The organism is Paenarthrobacter sp. 10L412 (assembly GCF_056395565.1).
The window spans coordinates 62,265-75,463 of sequence record NZ_JBFTJT010000018.1; the positions used below are offsets into that span (position 1 = coordinate 62,265).

At 60.8% G+C, this 13,199-nt stretch carries 8 protein-coding genes; 7 read left to right on the forward strand and 1 reads right to left on the reverse strand.

Annotated features, from left to right (window positions below; all coding sequences use genetic code 11):
- Positions 1-511 precede the first annotated feature (511 nt).
- From AC1DD7_RS21335 to AC1DD7_RS21365, 7 genes are all read left to right on the forward strand, one after another.
- The gene (locus AC1DD7_RS21335; protein WP_442016884.1) at positions 512-1,849 is read left to right on the forward strand and encodes an MFS transporter; all 1,338 of its coding nucleotides are present in this window, start codon (positions 512-514) and stop codon (positions 1,847-1,849) included.
- A gap of 43 nt (positions 1,850-1,892) precedes the next feature.
- The gene (locus tag AC1DD7_RS21340; RefSeq protein WP_131134379.1) at positions 1,893-4,388 is read left to right on the forward strand and encodes a glycoside hydrolase family 78 protein; all 2,496 of its coding nucleotides are present in this window, start codon (positions 1,893-1,895) and stop codon (positions 4,386-4,388) included.
- Entirely contained in the window at positions 4,388-6,718 is a 2,331-nt protein-coding gene (locus AC1DD7_RS21345) for a glycoside hydrolase family 3 N-terminal domain-containing protein (RefSeq protein WP_131134380.1), read from the forward strand. Before AC1DD7_RS21340 ends, AC1DD7_RS21345 begins: the two co-directional genes overlap by 1 nt.
- Before the next feature lie 346 nt (positions 6,719-7,064).
- Positions 7,065-8,057, forward strand: coding sequence for a LacI family DNA-binding transcriptional regulator (locus AC1DD7_RS21350; protein ID WP_131134381.1), 993 nt, complete (start codon positions 7,065-7,067; stop codon positions 8,055-8,057).
- A 162-nt stretch (positions 8,058-8,219) separates the two neighbouring features.
- On the forward strand, positions 8,220-10,658 hold the full coding sequence (locus tag AC1DD7_RS21355) for a glycoside hydrolase family 2 protein (RefSeq protein ID WP_131134382.1): 2,439 nt from the start codon (positions 8,220-8,222) through the stop codon (positions 10,656-10,658).
- 59 nt (positions 10,659-10,717) lie between these two features.
- Positions 10,718-11,503 carry an SDR family NAD(P)-dependent oxidoreductase gene (locus AC1DD7_RS21360; protein WP_131134383.1) on the forward strand — a complete coding sequence of 262 codons (786 nt, stop codon included), beginning with the start codon at positions 10,718-10,720 and terminating at the stop codon, positions 11,501-11,503.
- Between the two features lie 291 nt (positions 11,504-11,794).
- Positions 11,795-12,385 (forward strand): TetR/AcrR family transcriptional regulator, encoded by a 591-nt coding sequence (locus AC1DD7_RS21365; protein ID WP_131134384.1) that lies wholly within the window; start codon positions 11,795-11,797, stop codon positions 12,383-12,385.
- A gap of 119 nt (positions 12,386-12,504) precedes the next feature.
- On the opposite strand, the gene AC1DD7_RS21370 is transcribed toward AC1DD7_RS21365, so the two are convergent.
- A complete protein-coding gene (locus AC1DD7_RS21370; protein WP_131134385.1) occupies positions 12,505-13,176 on the reverse strand; it encodes a TetR/AcrR family transcriptional regulator in 672 nt (223 codons plus the stop codon).
- Positions 13,177-13,199: the final 23 nt, after the last annotated feature.

A 13,199-nucleotide genomic window follows, 5' to 3' on the forward strand; every position in this document is an offset into this window, starting at 1 on the left:
GCCCGCATGGTGGTTGCGAGGGCCGCTTGAAGGGGTGGCGCCCGGTGTTGGCTGCTGGCGAGTCTTTAGCGACTGCAATGGTCAGACTGAAATGCGCTGGATGGGTGTCGCATGACGATTGTGCGAGCAGGAGCGTGGCGGTGTCTAAGTTCGAAGCATCGGCAATGGTTCAGGTTCACCAATGCCGGGCACAGGTGCGCCCAGAGAGGAGCGGGCTACTCCAGCCTGGCGTGGCGCAGGTTCTTGGCGTGCGGTCTTCCCACCAACCCCGCATCGCCGGCGGGTCGCTGCTGTGGCAATTGTTGCATCGAGGGCAATTGTTGCATCGAGGCGAAAGGCCATGCTCGTTCTGCCGGCCGCGCTTCACCGGTGTGGACACAAAGGCAAAAGACCTCATCGCAATGAATCGATACAAAGTTACTTGCGCGTGCTAGCTCTGCGGGTGTACGCTCTCGTAAGCCAGCTCACAGTTGTGCATCCTTATTAGTAGACATTGACGATGGAGTCTTCGATGGCAATACGCCCAGGCGATCTTCCCGCCGCCCCTCAGCCTCTGCCGACCGCGCCGGGGGCGCTGGCGGAGGTTATGCAGAACGCACCGCAACCTCCGGCTGAACAGAAAGCCAGCACCTCGTACATCTGGTTCCAAGTACTGGGTCAATTCGGTGTATTCGTAGCATTCATCACGCCTCTGGCGATTTCATTGGCCATTCGTTTGGCGGAGCTGGCGCCGGGCCGTGACGAGTATCTGGGATACATCACCGGCGCTGGATCCTTGGTAGTGATGGTCACAGCTCCGCTTCTGGGTGTGCTCAGCGACCGAACGCGCTCACGAATTGGACGTCGTCGTCCGTTCATGATCGGCGGCATGCTGGTGGGCATCCTTTCACTCTTCGTTATGGCGATGGCACCAAGCGCGCTGGTTCTCGGCATCGGCTGGGTCCTCGCGCAGCTCGGCTGGGGTCAAGTCCTTCAGGCCCTGCTGACATCCATGGCCGATAAGCTATCGGAAACCCAGCGAGGGAAAGTCGCCGGCCTTGCAGGTTTCGCCACCCAGGTGGCGCCCGTTGTAGGTGTTGTAATCGCTGGCAGCTTCGCTGCTGATGCGCTTCTGCTCTTCCTGCTGCCCGGTTTGGTCGGCGTGATCTTTGTGACCCTCTTTGTGTTGTTCACGAAGGAAAACGACACCCGAAACGCCCGGTTCGACGAGAAACTGTCCCTGGGTACGCTGTTCAGCAAGTACCTGTACAACCCCCGCTCGTACCCGGACTTCTCATGGGTATGGCTTGGCCGGTTCCTCTTCTACTTCGGTCTTACCTTGAACACCACGTTCACGGCGTTCTTCTTCGCTGAGCGTCTCGGCGTCAGTGTTGCCGATTCCGCACCCATCATCGCCACCATCAGCCTGATCGGGATTGTTGCTACAACCGCCGGTGCCATTGGAGGCGGATTCCTCTCAGACAAGCTGCGTCGCCGGCGCGTCTTCGTCCTTTACTCAGGTGTTCTTTTCACACTGGGCACGGTTGTCATGGCCGTTGCCTCCGACTTCACTCTGCTGGTGACTGGTTCGATGATCGTGTCTGCGGGAATCGGCATGTTCTCGGCAATCGACCAAGCCCTCATCCTGGATGTTCTGCCGGAGAAGGACACCAACGCCGGACGATTCATGGGCATCATCGGCTTCGCAGTGTCGATCCCGCAGGCAGTTGCACCCTTTATTGCACCGGCATTCCTCGCAATCGGAGTCGTAGCGGGTGGCGAAAAGAACTACACCCTGCTCTACCTCATCGCCGGCGTCTTCACCCTCATAGGCGGCATGGTGGCCATGCGCGTCCGCTCAGTCCGCTAACCCAACCAGCCAGCCAATACCCAGCGTTACAAGGAGTTCCACAATGACCGCCGACTGGTCCGCATCTTTCATCACCCCCAAGCATTCAACAGGCGAACCCGGAGAGCCCGCTTCGTATCTTCGTCGTGAATTCGAAGTACCCGAACTGCCGGTCAAAGCAACGCTCCACAGTACAGCTGTAGGCCTGATCGAAGCGCACGTCAACGGGAACGTTGTGGGAGATGAGGTCTTGACGCCCGGCTGGACTTCTTATCGCCATCGACTCGTTGTCAGCAGCCACGACGTCACGTCGCTGATCACCCCGGGAGTCAATGCGCTGGGCGCAATTATGGGGGAGGGGTGGGCGCTGGGACGCCTCGGCTGGGAGGAAAAACGCAACCACTATTCGGAGCGGCCAGCCGCCTGGTTGCAGCTTGATGTGGAGTACGCCGACGGCCGGACAGAACGGATCACTACAGATGGTTCGTTCCGGGCCGGAACCGGTGCTGTGCTCGCGAACAGCATTTACGACGGCGAAACTTACGATGCGCGTCTGGAACCCTTCGGGTGGGACAAGCCTGGGTTCGACGATTCGCAGTGGGCCGCTGTTGAAATCTTCGACTGGCCGCTCGAAGCACTCGTGGAGCCCACAGCTCCGCCCATCCGGCGGATCGAAGAGCTGGCTCCCGTGGAAATCCTGACAACGGCCTCAGGGCGCACCGTGGTGGACTTCGGCCAAAACATCTCAGGTTGGGTACGGCTCGACGTCCAAGGTCCAGCCGGTACGACAGTGACGCTTAAGCACTCGGAGGTGATGATTGCCGGCGAAGCGGACTTCGAGACGATCCGGACAGCAGCGGCCACTACCCGGTACACGCTGCGCGGAGAAGGACGCGAAATCTGGGAGCCCCGCTTCACTTTCCATGGATTTCGCTACGTCGAGATCGACGGTTGGCCCGGAGTGTTGACCTCCGAGTCTCTGCGGGCCGTTGTTGTCCACTCCGACATGACCCGCATCGGGTGGCTCGAGACATCAAATCCGTTGCTGAACCAGCTGCACTCCAACGCGGTCTGGTCCATGCGGGACAACTTTGTTGGCGTCCCCACCGACTGTCCCCAGCGCGACGAACGCCTTGGCTGGACCGGTGACATCAACGCGTTCGCCCCCACTGCGGCGTTCCTCTACGACGTCCGCGGTGTCCTCGGATCCTGGTTGAGCGACCTCGCCGTTGAACAAAAGGAAAGTGGCTATGTGCCATGGGTTGTCCCTGATGTGCTCTCCACGCCATCTTCCCCGACGGCGCTGTGGAGCGATGTCGCAGTCAGCCTTCCCTGGGCGCTGTACAGGGAATATGGCGATGAACAGATCCTTGCGGACGCTTATGGTTCGATGACCGCCTTCATCCGTCAGGTTGCCGGCCTGCTGGATGACAACGGATTGTGGAGTACTGGCTTCCAGTACGGTGACTGGCTCGATCCGGACGCACCGATCGACAACCCGGCCGGTGGTAAAACCGACAGGCATCTTGTCGCTGCAGCCTACTTGTGCCGCACCACCCGGGAGATGGCTGACACCGCAGCCATCCTCGGACACGAGGCAGACGCCGTCGAATTCAATGCCCTTGCTTACCGCGTCCGCGGAGCGTTCCTGGACGAGTTCGTCAGCAAGACCGGCAGGGTTGTCAACGAGACCGCCACAGCATACGCATTGGCGATCACCTTCAATATTCTCGACGACACCCAGAAAGCGCATGCAGGTGACCGGCTGGCGGAAATCGTAGCCCGCGCCGGCTACCGCATCTCAACAGGCTTCGCCGGCACGCCGCTGGTCACCGATGCCCTCTCTGTCACAGGTCACCTCGACGAGGCTTACCTTATGCTTCTGGAAACGGGCTGCCCGTCCTTCCTGTACCCGGTGACGATGGGCGCCACCACCATTTGGGAGCGTTGGGATTCGGTACAGCCTGACGGGACCATCAACCCCTCCGGAATGACCTCCTTGAACCACTACGCCCTCGGGGCGGTTGTGGACTGGATGCACCGAACCATTGGTGGGCTGAACGCCGTCGAACCTGGCTACCGACGCATGCGAATCGCACCCCAACCGGGCAAACATCTCACTTCCGCAGACCTGAAACATGTCACCCCGCACGGGGAAGTGCGCGTGAATTGGAGCGTGAAAGAGGGCACAGCCCTGCTGGACGTGGCCATTCCGGAGGGGACCAGCGCCGAGGTGGTCCTGCCCCTGCACCCGGATGGGCTGAGAGTAGAGATTGCAGCTGGTGAGCATCAATGGAGTTATGCGGCTGAAATTGCCTCGGCCCGGACCACCTTTGACCTGGACTCAACCATTCGCGAGGTTGCCGAGGATCCGGCCGCATGGCGGCTGTTCAGCAACACCTTCGCTAGCCATTACCCCGGTGTTCCTCTGGACGGCAAGGACCCGGAAGCCGCTGCCATGTCCATCCGCACGCTGCTCGAATACATCCCCGGTGCCTCGGACCAGTTCCGCTCTGACCTTTCAGAGTCACTGGCAGCTGCATCGAACGGAGACAACTGATGACCCTCCACGACGATGCAGCCGGCGCCACCAAACAAGAACGAACAGAGGACCCATTGCCTGTACTGCCCTTCCGTGAATCCACACTGCCAGTGGAGGTCCGCGTCAAAGACCTCCTTGGCCGGCTCACTCTTGAGGAAAAAGCCGGTCAGCTGACACAGTATTTCTACACCGGGGACGGGGAGCCGATTCCGGACGATTTTGACATCGAGTCCCTTCCCCCTGAGCACCGTGTCCACATCAAGCTGCCGCAACTGATTGAGGAGGCCGTAAGCGCAGGAAAGGCCGGTTCCCTTCTCTTTATCCGGAACCCGGAACTCGCGAACCGCCTGCAGCGCCGCGCTGTAGAGGACAGCCGGTTTGGCATTCCGCTCCTCTTTGGGTTCGACGTCGTGCATGGGTGGCGGACCATTTTCCCCGTGCCAATCGCCATGGCTGCTACTTGGTCCGAAAATGTGATCGAAGCGGCGCAGACAGTGGCAGCACGGGAGGCCCGTGCCGCGGGCGTGCACTGGACTTTCGCCCCCAATGTCGACATTGCCCGGGACCCTCGCTGGGGACGCATCGTCGAAGGAGCAGGCGAAGACCCTGTCCTTGGTGCCGCCGTAGCCGGCGCTAACGTGCGCGGCTTCCAAGGTGACCTCGGCCCCGAGCGGATTCTCGCCGGGGTGAAGCACTTTGCAGGCTACGGGGCGGCCCGCGGGGGCAGGGATTACGACGACGTCGACATCTCCGACGCTGAACTTTGGAACGTGCACATCCCGGCGTTCCGCGCCGCTATCCACGCCGGGACGTCGAACGTGATGAGCGCCTACATGGACTTCAACGGGGTTCCAGTCTCTGGAAACCGCCAACTGCTCACCACCATCCTTCGGGACCAGCTCGGCTTCGATGGCTTTGTGGTTTCTGACGCAAACGCCGTGCGGTCTTTGGAGACGCAGCACTTCGCCAAGGATCAGGCAGATGCCGCCGTGCGAGCGGTGACGGCGGGCCTGGATATGGAAATGGCCATGATGGAACCCGCGTACACACGGCTTCCGGAAGCAGTCCAAAACGGTACCCTCAGTGAGAACGTGCTGGATGCCGCCGTCGAACGCGTCCTCACTGCCAAGTTCCGGCTGGGCTTATTCGAGAACCCCTACACTGAGGAATCTGCCACAGAGGCGGTCCTCGCTGCGCCAGAGCACCGCGAACTGGCCCTGACCGTTGCTGAGCAGTCCATGGTGCTGCTCAAGAACGATGCGGATGCGCTTCCCCTGGATGGCGAATCCCTTCGCAAAATTGCTGTCATCGGCCAACTGGCCCAGGCCTCACGGGACGCTCTTGGACCTTGGGTCTTTGACCATGACGTGACGGAGACCGTGACCATTGTGGACGGTCTCCGCTCGGCGCTGGAGGGGTCCGCAGAAGTGCTGCACGAACCCGGAGCGGGTATTCCTGAGCGTTTTTACCCCACGCCTTTCGATCAGTTGGACACCTCCATCGAGCGGACACCGGATGATTACGACGACGACGCCGCGATCGATCACGCCGTGGAGCTCGCCTCCAGTGCCGACGTCGCAATCGTGGTTGTTGGCCAGCGGCAGAACCAGATTGGCGAACGGGCGTCCACAAGTACGCTGGATTTGCCGGGTCGCCAGCTTGAACAACTGCAGCGCATCCACGGCACGGGCACCCCTGTGATCCTCATTGTCATGTCTGGCCGGCCGCTGGACTTGCGATGGGCGGATGAGCATATCCCTGCCATCGTTCAGACGTGGTATCCCGGTACCCGGGGCGGGGACGCGGTGGCCCGTACGCTGCTTGGCGCTGTCAGTCCGGCAGGGCGGTTGCCCTTTACGTGGCCCCAACACGTAGGTCAGGTGCCGCTTATCTACTCCCATCACCGGACCTTCGAACCGGAGCATCAGCAGTCCCGCTACTTCGAAGGATCCAATGCGCCGTTGTATCCCTTCGGCCACGGCCTGTCCTATGCCAGCTTCAAGTACGGCAATCTCTCAACCGGGCAGGCGGCAATCGCCCGAGGCGATGTTGTTACCGTCAACTGCGACGTGACCAACGTGTCGGACCGGGACGCCGATGAAGTGGTCCAGCTGTACATCCACCAACGCTACGGGACCTCCTCCCGACCCGTCCGGGAACTCAAGTCCTTCCAGCGGATCTCGCTTAAGGCAGGCGAAACCCGCACCGTGGAGTTTGAGCTGGGACCGGACCAACTCCGGTACTGGAGTGCAGCCACCCGCGACTACGTTCAAGACGCTACAACGATCGATATCTGGGTCGGCGGAGATTCCGAGGCTGACCTGGCGGCAGTACTGGAAATCACGTAAGCCGTTGCTTCGACCTGCGGAAGGTCCGGGACCGACAGAGCCCCGGACCTTCTTTTCCGTGCCCTGTTCCTGTTGTTGGTCGCGGCAGGGCCAATTGTTAAGGGAACGGATAAAAACCGAGATCCTGATTAACCCTCTGCTGCGAAACAGCCCGAGCTGGTGCAGACAGTTTGCTGCGGTGTTGCCGTTTCGGCTTGATCGTGGGGTTGCCGTAGTAACTGTCGTCAGCGCTTCGGCCTCGCCAAAAGACATCATTGCTGCCTCGCTTCGGCCAAGTCATTGAAGCGTTGTCCGGTGCGCTCCACGACAGAAGGGGGTACTAGCTCGCGCAAGGTACGATTTTTGGATGAGCACGGAGAATAAAGGCCGTAGAGTTACCGCAGCGGATGTCGCGAAGTCTTTGGGTATTTCCAGGGCTACCGTGGGTTTCGTCCTGAATAAAACGCGAGGCCAGACCATTTCGGAGGCAACCCGTAAGCGGGTCATTAACGAAGCTGCGAGGCTCGGGTATCGTCCGCACACGGCCGCTCAAGCTTTGGCCCGGGGTCGAAGCCGCATCATCTTGTTGGTCCTTCCCGATTGGCCTCTCGAATACAGCATGCGCCGTCACATCGCCGAGGCCTCCGGTTTTCTGGAAGAGGCCGGGTACTCTTTGGTCACCTACACAATTCACGAAACATCCAGGCCGCTGTGGGAGTCCCTTGATCCGGACGTCGTTATTGGGCTTCTCCCGTTCTCGGAGGAGGAAGTGGAATCGATACGGGCGAGTGGTATCACCAACATTGTCCCGGTTCCGGATGCGCATACGCCCGCCTGGCAGACAGGGCCGAGTATTGTCGCGGGGCCGGAACTGCAGGTGGAGCACCTCGTTGAACGCGGCCACCGCAAAATAGCTTTCGCGGCGCCCGGAGACAACCGTCTGCGCTCCTTTGGTGAGGCCCGTCGCAATATCGTCACCAACAAGGCGCTGGAGCTTGGTCTTGGTGAAGTGGATTGCCGTCAGATCGACCGCCAGGACGATTCGCCCCAGGTTGCCGTCCGAGAGTGGGTGAATGCGGGTGTGACCGGGGTGGTTGCCTTCAATGACGAGATCGCGGCAGTTGTTACCAGTGCCGCATTGCGCCAAGGCCTGGCGGTCCCCGGTGACCTTGCTGTCATCGGGCATGACGATGACCCGTGGGGCGAGATTCTTGTGCCCGCACTCTCGACTATCCGTATGGACGTCGAAGGACTGGGCCGGCTGTTGGCACTGACAGCACTGAACGCCGTGGACGGCAGGGACGTGCCCCAAGGGGAGCCCAATGCGGTGGCCACTCTCGTCCGACGGGCGTCGACCTAAAACACCGCCTGGCCTTTGTGCGGCCCGTGTGGAGCCGATCGCAGGGCTCGCGATCTGAACTTCTGATTGTGCCGGCATATCGGCGGCGGCACCTACTTGCGCGTGCTAGTCTTTTCAGCACACACCAAGAAGCACCTCTTACCGCCTCGACGATGGAGTCTCATGCCCACCGAAGCTATCAACCTCATTGACTGGGAATTCGCCAATACCAGTGCTGGCTCCTGGACTTCAGTCAGGCTCCCGCACGATGCCATGATCCACGAGACCCGCACACCTGACGCGCCCGGAGGTGCGGATGTGGCCTACTTCCCCGGTGGCTTCTACACATATCGGACCACGTGGAGTGCTCCGAAGGATCCGGCTGCTTGTGCGGCACTGCGCTTTGAGGGTGTCCAGGGCGACGCCACGGTTACCGTCAATGGCAAAGCAGTGGGTTCCATACGCGGCGGGTACACCGAATTCGAGTTCGCAGTGCAGGACCAGGTCCTTTGGGGTGCTGCCAATGAAATCGTCGTCACCGTAGATAATTCACTTCAGCCGGGAAGCAGATGGTACCCGGGCTCAGGGCTATATCGCGGAGTTTCCGTTATTCTGCGACCTGCCCTCCATTTCGCCAATGACGGTCTACGGGTGCGCACGCTGGCCCTCACGGCCAAAGCCGCAACGCTCGAAGTGCAATATGACCTGAACACACCCCACGACGCTGCAGGCATCTATGTGGAATTGTTCGACGGCGGCACTCTGGTCGCCGCCGCGAAGGCAAATGGAGCGGCGGGAACACTAGATTTGCACGTCCCGAACCCCAAACCCTGGAGCGCAGAAACACCGCACCGCTATGAACTCGTGGCAAAGGTTTATGCAGCTGAAGGGCTGATTGATGAACGACGCGAGAAGGTGGGGCTCAGGACGATCACGGTTGATGCCCAGCGGGGCCTGCGAATCAGCGGAGTCAGCACTTTGCTTAGGGGTGCGTGCATTCACCATGACAATGGAATTCTGGGCGCCGCTACGCACCGGGCAGCAGAATACCGGCGCATCCGGTTATTGAAGCAGGCGGGCTTCAACGCTATCCGCAGTGCCCATAACCCGATGTCACGGCACCTCCTGGATGCCTGCGACGAATTGGGCATGTACGTCCTGGATGAACTCGCCGACTACTGGTTCGCTTCCAAAACCCGGTACGACTCGGCAAGCAGGTTCCGGGACACCTGGTCCGAGGACGCGGACCGCATGGTGGAAAAAGACCGCAACCGCCCGTCGGTCATCATGTATGCCGCCGGAAACGAGATCCCGGAAACTGCAACGCCTGAAGGGGTCACTGTGGCCCGGGAGATCACGGAATACCTGCATCGTTTGGACCCGGACCGGCCGGTCACCCTTGCAACGAACCTCTTCCTGAACGCGATGGTGGTCTTCAACCAGTCCCCTTACAAAGAAGCTCCTGAGGCTGAGGGCGAGACATCGCTGGCCGGAAGTACCGAAGCGAACGTTTGGATCAACCAGATCGGACGCATGATGGACCTCGTTTCGAGGCTCCCACAGGCGGACAAGGCATCCAGGGATGGGTTCGCTGCAGTTGATGTCGCGGGTTACAACTACGGCCTGGCCCGGTACAAGCGGGACCTGCGCGTCTACCCCCAACGGGTAATTCTCGGCTCGGAAACGTTGCCCGCGGACGTCGCCCGGTCCTGGCACTTGGTGGAGGAGAACACCGCGGTCATAGGGGACTTTGTGTGGGCAGGCTGGGAGTACCTGGGCGAAGCCGGAGTCGCGGTTTGGGTCCCTGGGAAACGAGCGGGCTTTTCCAAGCCATACCCACACATCCTGGCGGGCCCTGGCATGTTCGATCTCATAGGCCAGCCGGACATCACCCTGCGCCTGGCGCAGGCTGCTTGGGGTGTCCTGGACGCCCCGGCGATCGGTGTGCGACCCCTGGACCGCAGCGGAGTGCCCATGGTGCGGTCGGCATGGCGCGTAACAGACGCCGTCGAAAGCTGGTCGTGGCGCGGGTGCGAGGGACGCAAGGCAGAGATCGAGGTCTATTCAGCCGATGACCATATAGAGCTATTCCTCAACGGCCGCCGGATCGGGCGCCGCAGAGCCGGCCGAAGCCGGGGTTACGTCGCCAAGTTCACAGTGCCATACGAGCCGGGGTCGCTCACCGCTGTGAGCTACCGAGGCGGCAACGAAGTTTCCAGGACAACCCTTCAAAGCGCCAACGGCCAGGTGGGGCTCCGTCTCACCACCGACAACACAAGTATCGCAGCGGACGAAGCTGAACTGGTTTTCGCCGAACTGGCCCTTGTGGGCGCTAACGGTCAGGTTGAGATGCTCGGCGACGAGAAAGTGCAACTGACTGTCACCGGTCCGGGTGAACTTATCGGCTTCGGAACAGCAGCGCCGGCGCCGACGGAAGCATTTACGGGCACCTTAACCACCACGTATCGCGGCCGTGCGCTCGCCATCGTGCGCCCCACAGGGGCAGCGGGAGCCATCACCATCACCGCACACGCACAGAATGCCGGCTCAGCCGAGCTTGTCGTCCAGGCAGCCGCTACAACACCTGAGCCTGTCGTCTTGGAGCCGGCATCGGTCCGGTAGACCCAATTACCCACGTAAGGAACGGCCGGGCATTCCGGTGGAAAATCGAAGGAGAACACATGAACCGCTATGAAGGACGTCGAGTACTCGTTACCGGTGGAGGGTCAGGAATCGGACAGGCCACCGTGCTCCGTCTGCTGTCCGAGGGAGCAAATGTCGTTGCCGCCGATGTGTCGGTAACAGGCCTGGAGGACACCAGAACAGCGGCCGGTCACGTATCCGGGAAGCTCACGACGGTGGTCATGGACGTCGGCAACGAAGCGTCCGTGAATCACGGCGTAAGTCAGGCCGCGGAGGTTCTGGGTGGGCTGGATGTCTTAGTAAACGCTGCAGGGATTCTGCGCTCATCGCACACAGAATCGACATCGCTGGAACAATTTGAACAAGTCATCCGGGTGAATTTGACTGGGACTTTCTTGGTCATCAGACAAGCCCTTCCTCATCTCAGGGCCGGCCGCGCAGCCGCCGTGGTGAACTTCTCATCCACATCGGCAACATTCGCCCACCCTTACATGAGCGCATATGCAGCGAGTAAAGGTGGCATCCAATCGATGACCCACGCACTCGCGTCTGAATATTCAAAAGCCGGTATCCGCTTCAATTCCGTGCAGCCCGGCTCCATCTCGTCGGGGATGACGGACGGGTCGGGGCAGAGCAAGCAGAATCAGGGTCCCGGCCTCCCCGACGATATGGACTACAGTTTGGCCAGCAAGCTGGTCCCCGCCCTCGGAGAAGGCTTCGCAGGACCGGAGACCGTCGCAAGCGTTGTCGCCATGCTGGCCAGCGATGACGGGAAATTCATTACCGGCACCGAGGTTCGCATCGACGGCGGCACCCACTTCTGACGCGTGGTCTGTCCGGGAATTCGGGTACTCACCTCTATGACGTACCTTCCACCCGGGGCCGGTCAGGGGCACCTCTGGATCCCCGGACCGGTCTCACGCTGCAGGTCATCGACAAGCTGCCACATTTTCGGCGTAGCGGCTGAGTAGGAGATGGCTCGCGCCGCACGTTGGCTGTTTGGATCCAACGCGCCAGGCGTGAGTGAAAAATTCCCTGGTCCCGCACGCGTCCAGGGGCGGCGTCACGCCCATTACCGCTGAAATCCAATAGTCCCATCAACAAGGACTCTGATCATGAATCGACGCTTTAGTCTGCGCCCACCGTCGAAGCAGCGAACCGTTTCCGCCGAAGAACCCGGTGTCGCCGAACGAGTGATGAATGCGTTTGAGTCCATCCTCGTAGAGGCGGGCGAGCGGGCTGCCACTCTGGAAGCTGTGGCAAAGATCGCGGGCGTATCGAAGGGGGGCTTGCTCCACTATTACCCAAACAGGGAAGATCTGGTTTCTGCACAGCTTGAGCGCTTTGATGAACTAGTACGGGAAGACATCCGCACCATGAAGGCAGCCGCCGGAGGGGCGGTCATGCACTTCCTCCAAACATCACTTTGGAGCAGTTCGCCCTTAGACAAAGCGTTTGTTGCCGTGAATCGCCTTGCGCCTATAGCACCTGCTGAGACGCAGCGCAGGCTAGCCGACGTCCAAAAGCAGTGGCTAGAGGTCCTGGAAGCAGAAGTCGGCCCAGAACTTGCCTTAGCGATCCGTTATATAGGAGACGGCTTGTTTTTCAATGCCGTGTTCCACCATGGCGAACCAGGCAACCAGCACCGCCGGGAAACCGATGTGGCCGACTTGGTAAGTCTTTTGCGAAATGTGCGAGGTTCCTAATTCTGGGCGCAGGTGCGCGTCCTTCACTCGCGCACGGCCCCGCTAACGGCGTGGTGCTGCGTGCGAGCCCGCTGGTATCACCGGGGCACACGCGCGGCTCGGGAATGAGCAAGGCAGCCTTACGACGCCAAAGTGCTCACGGTCTGGAAGTCGACGGCCAAAATCGCCCGGGACAAGGTAACGGCGCGGTCCGCCAACTTGTCAAGCTCGGCGTCGGTGCAATCGGTGGGAGCCCAGCGCGTGGCGCCCTCCAGGAGCGTGACCACCACCTGCACGTGCTCCGTCGGATTGGCAAAGCCCATGTCGCGGGCGGCTGCCTCGTACATCCGTTCGTGGAGCGTCACCCAATCGTCCACCTGCGCTCGGAGATCCTGGGGCAGGACTTCTGCCATCCTGTCGGTGGCTACGAGCAAATCCCATAAGTTGCTTTCCGGGAGCCGCACCTGCCGGGTGAAATGCAGTCTGACCATGGCGTCCCAGAACTCTTCCGCATTTGTGGCCGGCGCTACCGCCTCAAGCAGAGCGACGCCGAAGCGGTGGAAATGCCAGCGGAGCGATTCGGCTACGATCTCGTCCCGGCCGTCGGGGAAGTGGGAGTAGAGGCTGGGCGGTTTGATATTGACGGCATTTGCGATGGTCCGCATCGAGACGGAATTGAATCCATTGGCAATGGCGAGCTGAAGGAAAGCCTCAAGAATGTTCTGCCGGGCAGCTTTCTGGCCCGCCCAGTTCCACTCCTCCAGCCTGATTTGGAAGGCTGCCTTCGCAGCTTCGTAGGACGTCTCGCTCATAATGCGCCATCCTAACAGTCGTT